Source organism: Blautia sp. Marseille-P2398, from assembly GCF_964240315.1.
Lineage (GTDB): Bacteria > Bacillota > Clostridia > Lachnospirales > Lachnospiraceae > Blautia_A > Blautia_A wexlerae.
In genome coordinates, this window is sequence record NZ_CAXSTD010000004.1 from 184,558 (window position 1) to 201,874 (window position 17,317).

Below are 17,317 nucleotides of genomic sequence, written 5' to 3' on the forward strand. Positions count from 1 at the left end.
TCTGTCGGAGAAAAGGCGGCTGTTTTTATCTTATAGAATCAGCAGAAAAATACAGATTACAGTTGTATCAGTGGCATGGTGTGTAATATAATCATATGAGTATTTACAGTGAGTCAGATAGATATATGTGGGTCTTTTGCATTACTTATTATCTGGCAGAAACCTGTCTGATCCGGTTGAAAATCGTTGTAAATAAGAATAACAACAAAAAAGAAAACAGGAAGGGAAAGATTATGGATTTTATTGAACTGTTAAAGGTCATTTTCCTTGGGATTGTAGAGGGAATCACAGAATGGCTCCCGATCAGCAGTACCGGACATATGATCCTGGTGGATGAGTTCCTGAAACTGAATGTGACAGAGGATTTTAAGAATCTGTTTTTCGTAGTGATCCAGCTTGGCGCGATCCTCGCGGTTGTAGTTCTCTACTGGAACAAATTGTGGCCGTTTTATATCAGACCAATTTCAAAGAAACAGCAGGCAGTGCTTAACAGGCATGGTGCAGTATCCAGAGGAATTCTTACTTTTGTGGAGAAGTTCTGTGATAAAGAAAAATGGGTACTCTGGTTTAAAATTATAGTAGCCTGTATACCGACGATTGTTATCGCACTTCCGTTTAATGATGTCATTGAAGAGAAATTTAATAACTATGTAGTAGTTGCCATTGCACTGATCGTATATGGTATCCTCTTCATTGTCATTGAGAATTATAACAAGAGAAGAAGACCAACCTGTACAAATCTGGAAAATCTGTCATTTAAGACTGCACTCATCATCGGTCTGTTCCAGGTACTCTCCGTAGTTCCGGGTACATCCCGTTCAGGTTCCACCATTATCGGTGGTATCCTTGCAGGAACCTCCCGTACAGTAGCAGCAGAATTTACCTTCTTCCTGGGAATCCCGGTCATGTTCGGAGCCAGTCTTCTGAAAATCCTGAAATTCGGTTTCTCTTTCACAGGAACAGAGGTGATGATCCTGATCGTGGGAATGGTAGTGGCATTTGTAGTTTCCATTATCGCGATCAAATTCCTGATGGGATACATAAAGAAACATGACTTTAAGGCATTCGGATGGTACAGAATCGCACTTGGTATTCTGGTGCTTGGATACTTTATCGGAAAAACACTTCTTGGTTGTAAATAATGTATAAGAAAAGCCCTGCTGTATAAGCGGCATGTACGTCATAAGCGTATATCCCGGACAGCAGGGCTTTTTATTATGTTACAGGTTTCTTATATACAGATCATTTCGCCGGTATAAGAGGTATCATAACCTGTCAGATGATGAATCTCAGCTTTGAAATCTTCAGACTGTACAATTTCCACAAGAACAGAGAACCCCGGCTTTCTCACAGATTCCGCAGGAATTGCCAGATACATCTGCATATCAGTCACAGGGACGAAATCAAGTCCCGGAAAGTAACGTGCGATCATTTCTTCTCCAAAAGCAACATTCGCTCTGTGCTCAAAAACAGCAGATGCAGATGACATATCAGAGACAGCTTCATTTCTGTATCCGCTGATTTTTTCAGAAGAGATTCCCCGTTCTTTTAACAGACGGTCCAGATAAACCCTGCGGGCACTTCCCTTTTCACGATTCATAAAAACAACTTTCGGATCCGTCAGGTTCTCCACAGAAGAAATCTTTTCAGGATTTCCGGCCTGTACATAGAAGCCGACAGAGTATTTATATAAAGAAAGAAGTATCAGCGGGATTCCGGGAACCAGGTGACGGATATCATCTATATCCAGACTGGTAGCAGCGATATGTGCCTTTTCGAAATACAGGGAATAAAGTCCGTTATAGTCATTCATATGAGACTGCAGGACAGGAAGGCCATCAGGATGAGCGGACATTTTGCCGAGAAGAAGCTCCAGGGCGGCAGAAGTCTGGCCGCCTAAAATGATACCACTGGAATGAAGCAGATAATCTCTCTTCAGCAGAGAGCTCTCAGGTTCAAAATTAACAGAAGTGTATGGAATATCCTGCCCGCTTTCGGAATTGCCGGAACTGCTTCTGTTAAGATACTGTGTCAACTGATCTTCGCTGACCCTGAGTTGTTTTCCGATTTTGGAAGATTCCAGCTCACCGCGCTTGATAAGTTCATAGACCGTTGTCTTTTTGATCTTTAGACGGTCTGCGACCTCCTGAGCTGTGTAAAGTTTATTCATCAATACCTACCATGACATTAGTAGCCTTGATCACTGCATAAGCATCAGAACCTACTTTCAGGTTTAATTCTTCAACTGCTGCACAGGAGATGGTTGCTGTGATAATGTTTCCACCGCCGATATCAATAGAAACGATGGAGTTTACAGCTCCGTTATTGATACTTACTACTTTCCCTTTTAACTGATTGCGTGCACTTAATTTCATGATAATTACCTCACTGTTTATTATTTTTTTTCTATAGATTTATCGTTACTGTTCACACTCCACTATCCCGCGAGGTGTTTTGGCATGGATATGCCAAAATCCCGAGACATACAAGCCAAAATTCCATTGCCACAGGCAATCTGGAATGAATTTTGGCTGCGTTACTGAGAACGGAGTGAACAGTAACGATTTATCTGATACCCGATCAAAGGCCGGAAAGTTGTTTATGGCAGTAAAAATAAGGCTTTCGACCTTTTATCATTTACATGATAACATATACAAATAAAATTGACAAGAATACAAAAGTTTTGTACAATAGATACAAAAGGAAACAAAACTGAATAAAACAAAACGAAACTAAATGAAAGGCGGTAAAAATATGAGAAAGAAATTAATTGCAGCAATGATGGCAGGAGTACTGAGTGCAGGAATGTTCAGCACAGGAGTTTTCGCAGCGGGTACAGACTTAAAAGGTGAAGTCAACACATTCATCGCAGCAAGCTTAAGCAATGCAATGGAAGAAATCCAGAAAGACTTCAATGAGACATATCCTGATGTTGAAATCCTCTACAATGCAGACAGCTCAGGCACATTACAGACACAGATCGAAGAAGGCGCACGCTGCGATATCTTCTTCTCAGCAGCTGACAAGCAGATGGACGCTCTGGTAGACGAAGATCTGGCTAAGAAAGATACGGTAGAAGATATCCTTGAGAACAAAGTCGTTCTGATCAAACCTAAGGATGGAGAAACAAAAGTTACAGGATTCGAGAACATCACAGATGCGGCCAACATCGCACTTGCAGGTGACAGCGTTCCTGTTGGACAGTATTCCAGAGAAATTTTCGACAATCTTGGAATTACAGATGAAGTAAATAAGATGGAAATCAATGAAGGTAAAAATGTATCTGAAGTTCTTGCTGCAGTAAGTGAAGGAAGTAATGAGATCGGTATCGTTTATGCTACAGATGCAGCTTCCGTTGCAGATAAAGTAGACGTTATCGCAGAAGCTCCGGCAGATGCACTGAAGACACCTGTTCTCTATCCGGTAGGCCTTATCGAAGACAAAGAGGCATCTGAAGATGATACAGCAGCTACAGAAGCATTCCTTGAGTACATCAAATCTGACGACGCTATGAAAGTATTCGAGAAATACGGATTCACAGCATACAAAGCAGATGATGCTTCCGAAACAGATGATAAAGATGCAGAAGCAACAGAAGAAGCAGATGACACAGAAACAAATGCTGAGACAGAGACAACAGAGGAAGCTAAATAAGAATGAGTGAATTTCTGGCAGAAATAAACTGGAGTCCCTTGTGGATTTCATTGAAAACAGGTTTCACAGCGACTGTGATCGCGTTCTTTCTGGGAATATTCTTTGCGAGACTGGTAATGAAGATGAAACCTTTTTCCAGAGGCATACTGGATGGTATTCTGACCATGCCTCTGGTACTTCCCCCGACAGTGGCCGGTTTCATTCTGCTTTTGCTGTTCAGTCTGAGACGTCCGTTCGGGGCATTTCTGCTGGATAATTTTGACATTAAGATCGTACAGACCTGGAAGGGCTGCGTGATCGCAGCATCTGTAATTGCGTTTCCACTGATGTACCGAAATGCACGCGCTGCATTTGAACAGGTGGATGTGAATTTAATCGCAGCAGGCAAGACACTTGGCATGAGTGACAGAAGAATCTTCTGGACAGTTGTCATGCCGACAGCAGGACCCGGAATCGCATCCGGTACAGTCCTTGCCTTTGCCAGAGCAATCGGAGAATACGGTGCTACATCCATGCTCGCAGGAAACATTCTTGGCAAGACCAGAACCGTTTCCGTTGCCATTGCTTCGGAGACTGCGGCAGGAAATTATGGCATGGCCGGTTTCTGGGTAGTTGTGATCTTGATCATTTCATTTGTGATCGTTGCGGCGATCAATATCGTTTCCGGTAAGGGAATGAAGATGGGCAGGTGGATGTAATGGCAGTCAGTGTGGATATTGAGAAGAAACTTCATGGCTTCACTCTGAAAGTAAAGCTGGAGAGTGATGGTTCTCCAATGGGGATCCTTGGAGCATCCGGAAGCGGAAAAAGTATGACTCTGCGCTGTATTGCAGGAATCCAGACACCGGACTCAGGAAGAATTGTTGTAAATGATAAAGTTCTTTTTGATTCAGAAAAGAAAATCAATCTTAAACCGCAGGAGAGGAAGGTCGGCTATCTTTTTCAGAACTATGCACTTTTTCCTACCATGACTGTAGAGAAGAATATCGCATGCGGATACAGAGGAGATAAGAAACATCTTAAGGCAAAAGTGGCAGATTACATAGAGCGCTATCAGCTTAACGGGCTGGAGAAACGTTATCCGGGACAGCTTTCCGGAGGTCAGCAGCAGCGTGTCGCACTGGCACGAATGATGATCGGAGAACCGGAAGTCATCCTTCTGGATGAACCGTTCTCAGCACTGGATGGATATCTGAAAGATATCATGCAGCGTGATATGCAGAACTTTCTTAATGAGTACACAGGTGATATGATTCTGGTCACTCACAGCCGCGATGAGGCTTACAAGTTCTGCGGACATCTGACAATTCTGGACAGCGGTCAGGCACTTACTACAGGAGAAACCAAGAAACTCTTTGAACGACCCGGTATTCTGCAGGCAGCCAGACTGACAGGGTGTAAAAATTTCTCAACTGTACAGAAAATGGGAAAACACAGTATTTATGCAGTGGACTGGGATTTGATGCTGCAGACCAAAGATGTGGTGCCGGATGATGTTACGCATGTGGGAATCCGCGGTCACTGGATGAAAGGTGCATCTGAAGGCGGAGAGAACCACATGGAAGTGGAAGTTATGGAATATATTGAAACGACCTTTGAACATCAGTATTTACTGAAGAACAAGAAAGGTGGAGACTGTCAGCCGGTCTGGTGGATGTGCCCCAAAGGAAATTTTGAGGAAGATCCGCATGCAAAAGTTCCGAAATATATTCATTTTCCGGAAGAGCATCTGATGCTGCTGAAAGAAGCGAAATAGAATATATAAGAAATAATAAAAAGCGTTGTATTTTCAACAGAGATTTCTGGTGAAGATATAACGCTTTTTTAACCGAATCAAGTAAGTCCCTGCGGAGCCAGTTATTCGGTGTAGAATCGCGTAGCCACGTAGCTGTAAGAGTCTGCCGGTTTGATCACGCAGATGGATGTTATCAAATTGTCTGAGAAATCTATGACGGATGATTTTTAGAATATTTTATGTAGTCCACAACCATCATCGCCAGTTTAAATGTTAATGCATCCTCAAATGCACGGATATCCAGTCCGAATTTTCTCTGCAGCTTCTCAAAGCGGTACACCAGAGTATTTCTGTGTACATAAAGCTGTCTGGAGGTCTCGGAGAGATTCAGGTTATTTTCAAAGAAGGTACGGATGGTGATCAGGGTTTCTTCGTCAATAGAATCCAGAGTTTCCTCTTTGAAGATCTCGTCGATAAACATTTCACATATGGAAACAGGAAGCTGGTAGATCAGTCTGCCGATTCCAAGCTGGTTATATCCGAATACATTTTTATCTGCGTAGAAAATCTTGCCTACTTCAAGGGCTGTATGTGCTTCCTTGTATGCGTCTGGAAGCCTGGAAATATCCTCTGCCAGATTACTGTATGCAACCCATGCGGAAGTCATTGCTTCTGTATTTAACATATCTACAAGCATATATGCAATTGATTCCAGATCCTCATAAGTTTCTGTAGACTGTAATTCTCTGATGATGATAATCCCTGTATCATCAATAGCTGTGATGAAATCTCTGGTACGGGCAGAGAAAATATTCCGGATCGTAGCGAGAGCGTTCTCATCCTTGGTCTGTTTGGTTTCCACAAGAAATACGGCACGCTGAACAGAAGTTGCAATGTGCAGTTTCTTGGCGCGGTTAAAGGCATCTACATCGGAATAACTACCAAGGAGAAGATTCTGCATAAAGGTATTCTTGTCGCTTTTCTCTGCATAGGCAGCCAGGAGACTCTGTACCTGGCATACGGCCAGCTCTCCGATGGTAGCAGTACTTTCTGCTTTTCCCCATACGATCAGAATATAGGAGATGGAATGGTTCTCCATGATCTTATACAGGCAGCAGCTTGTATTGGAAACACACAGGGCACTGCTTTGGCGAAATTCTTCCAGTTTTGATTCTGCAGGAAGTTTTTTATCGCAGGTAGAGAGAAAGATATGGTTATCAGAATCCAGCAGACAGAAATCAATCTGGCTGATATTCTTCCAGTCTGTCAGGCATTTCTGTAAAATCTGTTGTATTTTCATTAGGTCAATCCTTTCTTTTGGGGTATGAATCAGCTTATAGCAATCCTTGCAAATTGTCTGATCGAAGTAATCAGGCAGCCAATTCTATATTATAACATAAAAACCCGGGGAAAACTCCCCGGGTTTATTAAAGATTCCTGAAAATTAGTTGCAGATTGTAAGTTCTGTTTCTTTATCAAAGAAATGAGATTTTTCCATATCGAATGCGAATTTGATCGGATCACCGGTCTTAGCTGTTGTACGAGGATCAACTCGTGCTGTAACCTGAGTTCCGTTTACGTCGAAGTATAAGAATACTTCAGCTCCGAGAAGCTCGTAAACTTTAACTACGGATGTCATCGGTGCGCTTGGAGAAGCTTCGATGAACATCTGGGAATCATGGATATCTTCCGGACGGATACCGAGAACAACTGTTTTACCTACATAGCCGCCATCTTTAAGAGCTTTTGCTTTAGCAGCCGGGATAGCCAGTTCATGATCGCCAACTTTAGCGATAAGGTTGCCGCCTTTTTCGGAGATAACAGCGTCAAGGAAGTTCATCTGCGGAGATCCCATGAATCCTGCAACGAATAAGTTGCCTGGTTTCTGATACAGGTTCTGAGGTGTATCTACCTGCTGAACAACACCGTCTTTCATAACAACGATTCTGGTACCAAGAGTCATAGCCTCTGTCTGGTCATGTGTTACATAGATGATTGTAGCACCCAGTCTCTGGTGGATCTTGGAAATCTCGATACGCATCTGTACACGAAGTTTAGCATCCAGGTTGGAAAGAGGCTCATCCATAAGGAATACCTTAGGATTACGTACGATAGCACGTCCCATAGCAACACGCTGTCTCTGACCACCGGAAAGAGCCTTCGGTTTACGATCAAGAAGTTTCTCAAGGTCAAGGATTCTTGCAGCTTCACGAACTGCTTTATCAATCTGGTCTTTCGGAACTTTACGAAGTTTAAGTCCGAATGCCATGTTATCATATACTGTCATATGAGGATACAGAGCGTAGTTCTGGAATACCATTGCGATATCACGGTCTTTAGGCTCTACATCGTTCATAACTTTGTCACCAATCTTTAATGTACCGCCGGAAATTTCTTCCAGACCGGCAATCATACGAAGTGTAGTAGATTTACCACATCCTGAAGGTCCTACGAAAATGATGAATTCTTTATCTTCGATCTCCAGATTGAAATCTTTAACTGCCTGGAAACCATTTGGGTAAGTTTTGTTAATGTGCTGTAATGATAAGCTTGCCATGATTATTATTCCTCCAAAATTATTTCATATTGTTTTTGCTGATTGATTACTCGTTTCTTTCATCTGTAGATAGTATAGCGAAAAGGAGGGGGGATGGCTAGGGAAGAATCGTACAAAGATTTTTTTCGTTTCTTGTCATTCTGACGAAAAGCCGTAACCAGTATCTGGGGATTCCGTCAAACTGTCAAAAGACATAAGAAAAACGCAGGACAAAATGACGAAATTCTGTCTGCGTTTCTCGAAATTGGAGTTAAAATATGGTTCTTTTTTACTACCTGTTACTCAAAGTATATATAAGATTATGGTTTGGCTGAATCAAGTCAAAAATCTCTGACAATATGAAGGAACGGATGAGAAGAGACGAATATCGGGCTAAAATTACAGGAGGATCAGAAAAAGCAAATCATCAGGAAGCATTTTGCGCAAATTCTGTGTTGACCAGTTCTGTATACGGTGTACGTTCTTTCAGTTCACCTGCATCTTCCAGGATATCCTGCAGCAGTTCAAAACCATCCTGCCCGAACACCAGATTTTCTTTCCAGGTGTCCTGATCGTAATAACGTTTTACAATGGCTGTGATGGTATCCAGATCTGTTTCAGGGAACTGTGGCTCGATTACTTCTGCAATCTCCTCTGGAGTATGGCTCTGAACGTAGTCCATACCTTTCTGCAGAGCATCAGTGAATTTCTGCATGATATCAGGATTTTTTTCCATATAGCTGGTTTTGGCACTGTAGGAGGTATAAGGCACATAGCCGGAGTCAACACCAAGGGATGCCACGACATACCCAGCGCCCTGCTTTTCAAGAGCAGTAGCAGACGGCTCAAATTCTACAGTGAAATCTGCCGAATCATCTCCTGTAAAAGCAGCCGCAGTAGCGCCGAAGTCAATGCTCTGGTCAATAGACAGATCTTTCTGAGGGTCAAGGCCATTCTGCTTCAGAATATATTCAAATACCATTTCCGGCATGCCACCTTTGCGTCCGCCCAAAACTTTCCTGCCTTTCAGATCTTCCCATTTAAAATCCGGCATTTCTTCTCTTGCCACAAGGAAATTTCCGGCCCGTTGGGTAAGCTGTGCAAAGTTTACAACAGGATCAGTAGCTCCTTCCTGATAGGCATAGATAGATGCTTCTGCTCCCATAAATCCGATGTCCGCCTCGCCGGATATGACGGCAGTCATAGTTTTATCTGCCCCAAAGCCAGTTATAAGCGTCATATCAAGCCCCTCATCTTTAAAATATCCCTCTTCGATTGCCACATACTGCGGTGCATAAAAGATGGAATGGGCTACTTCATTTAAGGTAACTTTTGCAAGCTTCGCCTCATCTTTCTTTGCAGCAAACACTCCCAGCGGCAGTGCAGTCACCGCCAGAACGACTGCTGTCGCTAGTGAAATCCATTTTTTATTTTTCATGCAGACACTCCTTTACCGACTTCTTCTGTTAGAGTATGCATAATTAATTAATTGGTGACCAGGGGGGACATACAAAGTATCGCAAAACACAGCCTCCATGATTCCTTTTGTTAGGATATGCCCCCAAAATCAACTGCTAATCACGATCAACTTTCCCATTAGTTAAAAAATATGAATTTTATTTAACAACAATTCAATTGTGTCCAATTTCCAATCATGCTATGATTTAATCACAAAAGCTTTTGAAATTTCAATCAGGAGAGAATTAGGATGAATATTGGAAGTGTGATAAAAAAATATAGAAAAGTGTCTGGTTTCACCCAGGAGGAAATGGCAAACCGCTTAGGAGTAACTACCCCAGCGGTGAATAAATGGGAGAACGGGAACTCCAATCCAGATATTGAACTGTTAGCACCTATTGCAAGGCTGCTACATATTTCCCTTGATACCCTATTGTCTTTTCATGAAAATCTGACAGACGTTGAAATTACAGAACTTATTCAAGAAATGGACAAAATGTTTTCGGTAGAAGGTTACGAAAAAACCTATCAATGGGCAGTAAATATCATAAAAGATTACCCTAACTGCAACATGCTAATCTGGCAGGTGGCGGTGATGCTTGACTCGCGAAGAATCATAGGTCAGTGTGAGCACCCCGATAAGTACGACGAACAGATTAATTTCTGGTACGAAATAGCACTAAATGACAAGGATGAAAAAATCCAGCACCATGCGGCAGATTCTCTGTTCGGATTCTACTTGCGAAAAGGGAATTATGAAATGGCAGAAAAATATCTGAATTATTTTTCCGACTATGATCCCATGAAAAAACTAAAACTTGGACAATTATACATGGAACAGGAAAAAACAGAAGAAGCATATGAAAAGCTGGAAAATGTCGATACAATCTGTGATTTTCAGAAATCAAGATTATATAAACATATAAAATTTCAAGACGCAGAAAATCCATATGCTGAAGAAATGAAAAAAGAACTGATTGCAGGCTTCCAAAATGAAGAAGACTTTGCTTATATGAAAGGCTATAAACCCTGGAAAAAACTATTAGCAAAGTATTGATTCTGATTATGTTTATTGCAAAATAAAAAGCTCTATCCATTCGGAACAGAGCATTTATAGATGAAAGAAATTATTTGGCAGGCGTCGCGGCTCCTGCATCTCTTTTAACACCTCAAATAATCTTAGATTTATAATAACCGGAACCTACCAACTTGTAAACAATAAATATACTATCATGTGAACAGTAACTTTCTTTGACAGAACACATTACAAAGATAAAAATAGATATTGACAAGGAGTAATTGAACCAGTATTATATAAGTACAAAGAAGTCTTTTTCCGGAGTGAGAAAGATATTATTACTTATTCAAAGGAAAGGGGCTCTGGACGAGTTCCTTTTTACATTTCATAAAACTTGATTGTAAAACATATACTATGAACACAAAGTAGCTCTGGATAGGATATTCAGAGTTGTAAAAACGGCGGAAATATCATTGCTGGTATTTCCGCCACTTCTTTTATAGATTCTCCGCGCTATTTAAAGTGGTTTTTGTAAGCATCTTATCATCTGTGCTGTCTTTTTTCTCTGCAAATGCTGTCACAGGAAGTGAAGTCACAGCAAGCACAACGGCAGCTGCCAGCGTGATCCATTTTTTATTTTTCATGCAGATACTCCTTTAACAACCGTAGCAAGAATTCCCTCACCTCTATAGGGACGCCACTGAAAAAGTCTTTATTTTGCATAAAGCAGTACAATATAAAGTGTTTTTATTTGTTTTAATCTACTATATAATGTGTATAAAAATAGTTTTTCAGTGGCGTCCTATAGGTGATGGGATGAATTGCACATTCGAGCATGTCTGCTCAAATTCATAAAAAATCACAAAAACACTTGTTCTGATACAATAAATATATTATAATAGAAAAAGAACAATATGCTCTTGAAAATTGGACGGTCGAAATAAACAATAAGTGAGTGTACATAATAATTCTCATTCTGTGTTGTTAGCTGATCATGGTTATGAAATATAGCAGAAAGATGCTGGACGATAAGATGTCAGAGAGAGCAAAAGAAATCTTTGAAATATAGCACCTGTTGGAACAATCCATCAGTATATAGAAAGTCAGGGTGAGAAAGATAAACCGGGCAGTAAAAATAAGGATTTATCCCAATAAAGAACAGATAACTCAGATAGAAAAAACGATCGGCTGCAGCCGTTTTCTCTATAACCGGATGCTTGCGGATAAGATCCGTTATTATCAGGAAGAAAAAAAGATGCTGAAAAATACGCCGGCCGGATATAAAAAAGAATATCCATGGCTGAAAGAAGTGGATTCTCTTGCGCTGGCGAATGTACAGTTAAATCTGGAAGGGGCTTTCCGGAAATTTTTCCGGGAACCGGGAGTGGGATTTCCGCATTATAAATCAAAAAAACATTCGCGGAAATCCTATACAACGAATATGGTAAATGGGAATATCTGTTTGCAGGACAGATTCCTGAAACTGCCAAAGATGCAGCCGGTAAAAATAAAACTCCACCGTATGATCCCGGAGGGATGGAAGCTGAAATCAGTGACTGTGAGCAGGGAACCGTCCGGAAAATATTTTGCCAGCCTGCTGTTCGACTGTGAAAACCAAACAGCGGAGAAAAGACAGGCGGAAAAATTCCTGGGGATGGATTTTGCCATGCATGGGATGTGTGTATTTTCTACCGGTGAAAGAGCCGGATATCCCATGTTTTACCGGAATGCAGAGAAAAAACTTGCCCGTGAACAGAGAAAACTTTCCAGATGTGAAAAGGGCAGCCGTAACTATCAGAAACAGAAGAAAAAGGTTGCTTTATATCATGAAAAGATAAAGAACCAGAGGAAGGATTTCCAGCATAAGCTCAGCCACAGCCTTGCAGAAGACTATGACGCAGTATGTGTGGAGGATCTGAACCTGAAGGGGATAGCCGGAGGCCTGCATTTCGGAAAAGGGATACAGGATAACGGATACGGTCAGTTCCTTTCCATGCTTGGATATAAGCTGGAAGAACGCGGAAAATATCTGATAAAAGTAGACAGATATTTTGCATCCAGCAAGATATGCAGTGTATGCGGGCATAAAAAGAAAGAACTGGCATTATCAGAACGGACATACCTGTGCGAATGTGGAAACCGGATGGACCGGGATGTGAATGCGGCGGTCAATATTCTGAAAGAAGGAAAAAGAATATATAAAAAATGTGCATAATAGCACAGAAAAGATCCGTAACCGGATAAAAAAGAACCGCGGGACACGCGGGGATAGCCTGTTTTAGCTTTGCCCTGAAGGGCAATCGAGCAGGAAGCCCCCACTTCAAAATCTGTAAGATTTAAGTGGCGGGAGCATGTCACGAGATTTCTGCTCTTAGAATATGCTGCAAATCTCAAATGGTGTATGCGCTAACTGTTGTCATGCATAAAAATATGTGTTAAAATAACCACCGAAACTGGTTCGAAACCCTCCCAGTATAAAAAACTAGGCAAAGTAAAAAATATTGCGGTCGCTTATGAGTTATCATAAGCGGTCTGTTTGCTGATGCTTTTGTTTATTGAGGGATAAACAAAAGTATTTTTTTTGCTTTGACAGAAAGGAATTAAATGAAAAAAAGAAAAGTAATTATTGATTGTGATCCGGGGATTGATGACAGTCTTGCGATTATGCTTGCACTGAAATCACCGGAGATCGAAGTGATCGGAATCACCATTGTGTGTGGAAATTCACCGGTGGAGATGGGATTTGGAAATGCAAAGAAAATCCTGAAGCAGATGAATCGTCTGGATGTTCCTGTGTACATTGGGGAAAGCACTCCCTTAAGGCGGGATTACGTGAATGCTCTGGATACTCACGGAGAAGACGGGCTTGGAGAGAGCTTTCTGCCTGAAGTAACCGGTTATCAGCAGCAGATCAGTGCTGTGGATTTTCTGGCTGATGTATTGAAAAAAGAGAAAGTATCCATAATCGAACTGGCACCTATGACCAATCTTGCCAGACTGATCCAGAAGGATAAAGAAGCATTTTCCTGTATTGAGGAAATTGTTTCCATGGGCGGCAGCTTTAAAAGTCATGGAAACTGTTCACCTGTTGCAGAATACAATTACTGGTGTGACCCGGACGGCGCTTCCCTGGTGTATGAGACACTCCATCAGAATGGTCAGAAAATCCATATGGTGGGGCTGGATGTGACGAGAAAGATTGTGCTCACGCCTGATCTGCTGGAGTATATGTGCCGTCTGAATAAAGAAACAGGGGAATTTGTAAAGAAGATTACGAAATTTTATTTTGATTTTCATTGGGAATGGGAGCATATCATTGGCTGTGTGATCAATGATCCCCTGGCAGTGGCATATTTTATCAATCCGGAACTCTGCAAAGGCTTTGATTCCTATGTACAGATTGAAACAGAGGGGATTTCTCTTGGACAGTCTGTTGTGGATTCTATGAATTTCTACCGGAAAACTTCAAATACAAGGGTGTTGACTGAGGTAGATGTGTATGGATTCTTTCAGATGTTTCTTTCAAGGATCCTAGATCAGGAACCGGAAGAACTGGATATTTTACAAGATTTAATACGAGGAGATTTAAAATGAAAACTGAAAAAATAAGTGTACAGAAGATCTGTATGATCGCTTTTGCTATTTGCATTAATTTTGTGGGAGGACAGATTGCTTTATTTCTGAAACTTCCTATTTATCTGGACAGTATTGGAACTGTATTTGTGGCTGCTGTTCTGGGACCCTTTTATGGAATGCTTCCTAATCTGCTCAGCGGCCTGCTGATGGGAATGACTGTAGATATTTATTCCCTGTATTATGCACCGGTAGGAATTCTTCTTGGTTTTGTGACAGGTCTTGTGTACAGAAAATTCCAGCCGAAAAAGTGGCAGATATTTCCGGCTGCTCTTGTGATCACACTTCCATCTACTATAATCAGTTCCTGTATTACGGCATTTTTATTTGGAGGAATCACTTCTTCCGGATCCACTGTTCTTGTACAGCTTCTGGCAAAAACACCTCTTGGAATGGTAGGAAGCTGTTTTGTAGTTCAGTTTATCACGGACTACATTGACAGGGTTCTGTGTATTGCAGTAGCAGCAGTTCTTATTACAGCGTTGCGTAAAAGTATGAAGGAGAATTTTGCTTGATGAAAGTCCTGATCACAGGCACAGCATCCGGGATCGGGAAGGACTGTGCAGAATTTTTCCTGAAAGAAAATCATGAAGTCTATGGATTTGATAAAAATATATCCTCGATCCAACATCCGAAATATACTCATTTCTGTCTGGATATCAGAGACAAAAGCTCTTATCCGGAAATCGGACAGGTAGATATTCTGATCAATAATGCAGGGGTTCAGAATGGCGATGATATTGATGTAAATCTGAAAGGGACGATTTCTGTTACAGAACATTACGGCATTCATCCTAATATTTATTCTGTTATTATGATCGGATCAGCAAGCGGGCATACAGGTTCTGAATTTCCGGAGTATGCAGCAAGTAAAGGAGGGGTCCTTGCTTACACGAAAAACGTGGCTATGAGGATAGCTCCTTATCAGGCCACATGCAACAGTCTGGATTTCGGTGGGGTTATGACTGAACTGAACCGGCCGGTGATGGAGGATGAAAAGCTCTGGGATCAGATCATGGAACTCACACCTCTGAAACGATGGATGTCTGTGGAAGAGGCAGCAGAGTGGATTTACTTTATGGCGGTAAAAAACCGTTTCTGTACAGGCCAGAACATTCTAATTGACGGTCTGGAGGCCGGAAACTGCAATTTTATCTGGCCATAGAGTGGGTCTGAAAAATCATTCCTGCGATCTACTGTTATTTTGTGCCCGAATATGATAAAATGAGAAAATAGTGATAAAGATATTTCAAAGATAGAGAAAGTATTTAACAGGAGGCGCAAAAATATGGATATCAAAGAACAGATTCATGGATTAACAGAGGAGATGCTTACCAATCTGGGAAGGCTGGTTGCCATTGATTCTCAGCTTGGCACTCCCGCAGAGGGGAAGCCTTTTGGAGAAGGACCTGCCAAAGCACTGGAAGAAGGTCTTAAGATTGCACAGGAGCTTGGATTTAAGACAGTCAATCTGGACAATTACTGTGGTTATGCAGAGATGGGTGAGGGTGATGAGATTGTTGGTATTGCCGGACATCTGGATATCGTACCTGTAGGCGGCGACTGGAGTTATGATCCTTTTAAACTGACACGCGAGGGTGATTATGTTTACGGTCGTGGAACAACAGATGACAAGGGACCTGTTCTGGAAGCTCTTTATGCAATGAAGCTTCTCCGCGATTCAGGTGTGAAGCTGAATAAGAGAGTACGTCTCATTATGGGATGTAACGAGGAAACAGGTTCCAAATGTATGGAACATTATAATGAAGTGGCAGAAGAATTATCCTGCGGCTTTACCCCGGATGCCAGCTTCCCGTGTATCCATGGGGAAAAGGGACTTCTGCAGATGATGGCTTATTCCAAGAACACGAAAATCATCTCTGCAGATGGTGGTTTTGTTTTTAACGCAGTGTGTGATTCCTCCACAATAGTTGTTCCTGCCGAAGAGGGACTGAAGGAGAGACTGGAAGCTGTACTTGCAGAGACAAAGCTTCAGGAATATAAGGTAACAGAGGAAAATGGACAGATCAGTATTTATGCAAAGGGAGTTCCGGCACATGCCAGTACTCCGACTCTTGGCGTCAATGCAATAGGTGTTACTTTTGAATGTCTCGAGAAAGCAGGATTTAAGGACGATTTTGTGGAATTCTATAATACACATATCGGCACATCCTGCGATGGTGAAGGCATTGGACTGAAATTTGCAGATGAGTATGGCGAACTTACTCTTTGCAACGGTATGATCAAAACAGAGAATGATGTGATCTCCTGTACAATTGATATCAGAGTACCTGTAACACTGAAATCAGATGAAGTCCGCAGGATGTGTGAGAGCAGACTTGATGATGAGAATGGACGTATAGAGATCCTGGGAATTGGTGATGCCTTATTCTTCCCAAGAGAATCTCCGCTGGTAAATGCTTTATACAAAGCTTACACAGATGTAACAGGCGATACAGAGAACAAGCCGATGGTGATCGGTGGCGGCACTTATGCAAAATCTCTTAAAAATATCATTGCATTTGGACCTGAGAAGCCGGGAATTGATTATCGTATCCACAGTGCAGATGAATTTATTCTCGTATCCGGTATGGAAGAGGCAGTTCTGGTTTATATGGAAGCAATCAAGAATCTTCTGGCAATCTGATGAAAAATGATAGAGCAGTTATTAAATGGAGAGCAGAACATGAAGGCAGCAGTATTTTTCCCTGGTATCGGGTATCATTGTGACAAGCCGCTTTTATATTATTCACGAAAGCTGGCGCAGGAATGTGGCTATGAAGAAACAATTGCATTAAGCTATACTTATGATGGCGGAAATATCCGGGGAAATGAAGAAAAAATGCAGCAGGCATTCGAAAGCCTTTATGAACAGGCAGAGAAAAGTCTTTCTGCCATTGACTTTGACAAATATGATGAAATATTATTTGTCGCAAAAAGCGTAGGCACGATCATAGCATCCGCATATGCAGAGAAACACAGCATCAGATGCCGGCAGATACTATACACACCATTGAAATACACCTACAATTTTGCTCATAGAGAAGCCATTGCCTTTATCGGAACTTCAGATCCATGGAGTATTGTTTCTGAAGTACAGGCTCTTTCACAAAAACAGCAGGTGCCAATGTATACTTATGAAAATGCAAACCATTCACTGGAAACAACAGATACACTGGAAAACCTGAAAATTCTCCAGGATGTTATGGGGAAAACCAAGGGATTTTTGGAGAGGAAATAAGAAAAAGCATATAATCATATTGAGTAGATATGGGTGGAGAAG

17 protein-coding genes and 1 riboswitch are annotated in these 17,317 nt (G+C 41.6%); of the genes, 11 read left to right on the plus strand and 6 right to left on the minus strand.

The features are described from left to right. Positions 1 to 233 precede the first annotated feature (233 nt). Positions 234 to 1,142 (plus strand): undecaprenyl-diphosphate phosphatase, encoded by a 909-nt coding sequence (locus ACESZG_RS06605; protein ID WP_008706089.1) that lies wholly within the window; start codon positions 234 to 236, stop codon positions 1,140 to 1,142. Positions 1,143 to 1,231: 89 nt separating this feature from the next. Here ACESZG_RS06605 and ACESZG_RS06610 read toward each other — a convergent pair whose 3' ends face one another. Both ACESZG_RS06610 and ACESZG_RS06615 read right to left on the minus strand, forming a co-directional pair. Beyond that, positions 1,232 to 2,170: a helix-turn-helix transcriptional regulator gene (locus ACESZG_RS06610; protein ID WP_055059812.1), complete on the minus strand. Its 939-nt coding sequence runs from the start codon at positions 2,168 to 2,170 to the stop codon at positions 1,232 to 1,234. Further along, complete coding sequence (locus ACESZG_RS06615; RefSeq protein WP_008706085.1) at positions 2,163 to 2,375, minus strand: molybdopterin-binding protein; 213 nt, start codon at positions 2,373 to 2,375, stop codon at positions 2,163 to 2,165. Before ACESZG_RS06615 ends, ACESZG_RS06610 begins: the two co-directional genes overlap by 8 nt. A gap of 379 nt (positions 2,376 to 2,754) precedes the next feature. On the opposite strand from ACESZG_RS06615, the gene modA reads away from it, so the two are divergent. The 3 genes from modA to ACESZG_RS06630 are packed head-to-tail and all read left to right on the plus strand — an operon-like array spanning position 2,755 to position 5,410. Further along, the gene (gene modA / locus ACESZG_RS06620) at positions 2,755 to 3,654 is read left to right on the plus strand and encodes a molybdate ABC transporter substrate-binding protein (protein WP_020993485.1); all 900 of its coding nucleotides are present in this window, start codon (positions 2,755 to 2,757) and stop codon (positions 3,652 to 3,654) included. A gap of 2 nt (positions 3,655 to 3,656) precedes the next feature. Continuing rightward, the gene (modB, locus tag ACESZG_RS06625; protein ID WP_020993484.1) at positions 3,657 to 4,352 is read left to right on the plus strand and encodes a molybdate ABC transporter permease subunit; all 696 of its coding nucleotides are present in this window, start codon (positions 3,657 to 3,659) and stop codon (positions 4,350 to 4,352) included. Further along, a complete protein-coding gene (locus tag ACESZG_RS06630) occupies positions 4,352 to 5,410 on the plus strand; it encodes a sulfate/molybdate ABC transporter ATP-binding protein (protein ID WP_020993483.1) in 1,059 nt (352 codons plus the stop codon). The genes modB and ACESZG_RS06630 overlap by 1 nt, the downstream gene beginning before the upstream one ends. Before the next feature lie 190 nt (positions 5,411 to 5,600). Here ACESZG_RS06630 and ACESZG_RS06635 read toward each other — a convergent pair whose 3' ends face one another. The 3 genes from ACESZG_RS06635 to ACESZG_RS06645 all read right to left on the minus strand — a co-directional run bounded on the left by ACESZG_RS06635 (position 5,601) and on the right by ACESZG_RS06645 (position 9,363). Next, positions 5,601 to 6,689 carry a CdaR family transcriptional regulator gene (locus tag ACESZG_RS06635; RefSeq protein WP_055059813.1) on the minus strand — a complete coding sequence of 363 codons (1,089 nt, stop codon included), beginning with the start codon at positions 6,687 to 6,689 and terminating at the stop codon, positions 5,601 to 5,603. Positions 6,690 to 6,833: 144 nt separating this feature from the next. Next, positions 6,834 to 7,946 (minus strand): ABC transporter ATP-binding protein, encoded by a 1,113-nt coding sequence (locus ACESZG_RS06640; RefSeq protein WP_055059814.1) that lies wholly within the window; start codon positions 7,944 to 7,946, stop codon positions 6,834 to 6,836. A 406-nt stretch (positions 7,947 to 8,352) separates the two neighbouring features. Further along, on the minus strand, positions 8,353 to 9,363 hold the full coding sequence (locus ACESZG_RS06645) for an ABC transporter substrate-binding protein (protein WP_055059815.1): 1,011 nt from the start codon (positions 9,361 to 9,363) through the stop codon (positions 8,353 to 8,355). A gap of 270 nt (positions 9,364 to 9,633) precedes the next feature. On the opposite strand from ACESZG_RS06645, the gene ACESZG_RS06650 reads away from it, so the two are divergent. Then, entirely contained in the window at positions 9,634 to 10,440 is an 807-nt protein-coding gene (locus ACESZG_RS06650; RefSeq protein ID WP_055059816.1) for a helix-turn-helix transcriptional regulator, read from the plus strand. A gap of 458 nt (positions 10,441 to 10,898) precedes the next feature. On the opposite strand, the gene ACESZG_RS06655 is transcribed toward ACESZG_RS06650, so the two are convergent. Beyond that, positions 10,899 to 11,045 carry a hypothetical protein gene (locus ACESZG_RS06655; protein ID WP_226852976.1) on the minus strand — a complete coding sequence of 49 codons (147 nt, stop codon included), beginning with the start codon at positions 11,043 to 11,045 and terminating at the stop codon, positions 10,899 to 10,901. A 464-nt stretch (positions 11,046 to 11,509) separates the two neighbouring features. Between ACESZG_RS06655 and ACESZG_RS06660 the strand changes: the two genes are divergently transcribed. The 6 genes from ACESZG_RS06660 to ACESZG_RS06685 all read left to right on the plus strand — a co-directional run bounded on the left by ACESZG_RS06660 (position 11,510) and on the right by ACESZG_RS06685 (position 17,275). Then, positions 11,510 to 12,616, plus strand: a complete 1,107-nt coding sequence (locus ACESZG_RS06660) for an RNA-guided endonuclease TnpB family protein (protein ID WP_370864614.1) — start codon at positions 11,510 to 11,512, stop codon at positions 12,614 to 12,616. Between the two features lie 232 nt (positions 12,617 to 12,848). Then, positions 12,849 to 12,893: riboswitch (PreQ1 riboswitch) on the plus strand. A 112-nt stretch (positions 12,894 to 13,005) separates the two neighbouring features. Next, complete coding sequence (locus ACESZG_RS06665) at positions 13,006 to 13,995, plus strand: nucleoside hydrolase (protein WP_055059817.1); 990 nt, start codon at positions 13,006 to 13,008, stop codon at positions 13,993 to 13,995. Beyond that, entirely contained in the window at positions 13,992 to 14,549 is a 558-nt protein-coding gene (locus ACESZG_RS06670; RefSeq protein ID WP_008706068.1) for an ECF transporter S component, read from the plus strand. The genes ACESZG_RS06665 and ACESZG_RS06670 overlap by 4 nt, the downstream gene beginning before the upstream one ends. Then, positions 14,549 to 15,199 (plus strand): SDR family NAD(P)-dependent oxidoreductase, encoded by a 651-nt coding sequence (locus ACESZG_RS06675; RefSeq protein WP_373217802.1) that lies wholly within the window; start codon positions 14,549 to 14,551, stop codon positions 15,197 to 15,199. Before ACESZG_RS06670 ends, ACESZG_RS06675 begins: the two co-directional genes overlap by 1 nt. A 123-nt stretch (positions 15,200 to 15,322) precedes the next feature. After that, positions 15,323 to 16,681, plus strand: a complete 1,359-nt coding sequence (locus ACESZG_RS06680; protein WP_008706063.1) for a M20 family metallopeptidase — start codon at positions 15,323 to 15,325, stop codon at positions 16,679 to 16,681. A 39-nt stretch (positions 16,682 to 16,720) separates the two neighbouring features. Continuing rightward, positions 16,721 to 17,275 carry an alpha/beta hydrolase gene (locus tag ACESZG_RS06685; protein ID WP_373217804.1) on the plus strand — a complete coding sequence of 185 codons (555 nt, stop codon included), beginning with the start codon at positions 16,721 to 16,723 and terminating at the stop codon, positions 17,273 to 17,275. Positions 17,276 to 17,317: the final 42 nt, after the last annotated feature.

Coding starts and splice junctions, on each gene's coding strand:
- ACESZG_RS06605 (WP_008706089.1), top strand. CDS start 234: ATGGATTTTATTGAACTGTTAAAGGTCATTTTCCTTGGGATTGTAGAG.
- ACESZG_RS06610 (WP_055059812.1), bottom strand. CDS start 2,170: ATGAATAAACTTTACACAGCTCAGGAGGTCGCAGACCGTCTAAAGATC.
- ACESZG_RS06615 (WP_008706085.1), bottom strand. CDS start 2,375: ATGAAATTAAGTGCACGCAATCAGTTAAAAGGGAAAGTAGTAAGTATC.
- modA (WP_020993485.1), top strand. CDS start 2,755: ATGAGAAAGAAATTAATTGCAGCAATGATGGCAGGAGTACTGAGTGCA.
- modB (WP_020993484.1), top strand. CDS start 3,657: ATGAGTGAATTTCTGGCAGAAATAAACTGGAGTCCCTTGTGGATTTCA.
- ACESZG_RS06630 (WP_020993483.1), top strand. CDS start 4,352: ATGGCAGTCAGTGTGGATATTGAGAAGAAACTTCATGGCTTCACTCTG.
- ACESZG_RS06635 (WP_055059813.1), bottom strand. CDS start 6,689: ATGAAAATACAACAGATTTTACAGAAATGCCTGACAGACTGGAAGAAT.
- ACESZG_RS06640 (WP_055059814.1), bottom strand. CDS start 7,946: ATGGCAAGCTTATCATTACAGCACATTAACAAAACTTACCCAAATGGT.
- ACESZG_RS06645 (WP_055059815.1), bottom strand. CDS start 9,363: ATGAAAAATAAAAAATGGATTTCACTAGCGACAGCAGTCGTTCTGGCG.
- ACESZG_RS06650 (WP_055059816.1), top strand. CDS start 9,634: ATGAATATTGGAAGTGTGATAAAAAAATATAGAAAAGTGTCTGGTTTC.
- ACESZG_RS06655 (WP_226852976.1), bottom strand. CDS start 11,045: ATGAAAAATAAAAAATGGATCACGCTGGCAGCTGCCGTTGTGCTTGCT.
- ACESZG_RS06665 (WP_055059817.1), top strand. CDS start 13,006: ATGAAAAAAAGAAAAGTAATTATTGATTGTGATCCGGGGATTGATGAC.
- ACESZG_RS06670 (WP_008706068.1), top strand. CDS start 13,992: ATGAAAACTGAAAAAATAAGTGTACAGAAGATCTGTATGATCGCTTTT.
- ACESZG_RS06675 (WP_373217802.1), top strand. CDS start 14,549: ATGAAAGTCCTGATCACAGGCACAGCATCCGGGATCGGGAAGGACTGT.
- ACESZG_RS06680 (WP_008706063.1), top strand. CDS start 15,323: ATGGATATCAAAGAACAGATTCATGGATTAACAGAGGAGATGCTTACC.
- ACESZG_RS06685 (WP_373217804.1), top strand. CDS start 16,721: ATGAAGGCAGCAGTATTTTTCCCTGGTATCGGGTATCATTGTGACAAG.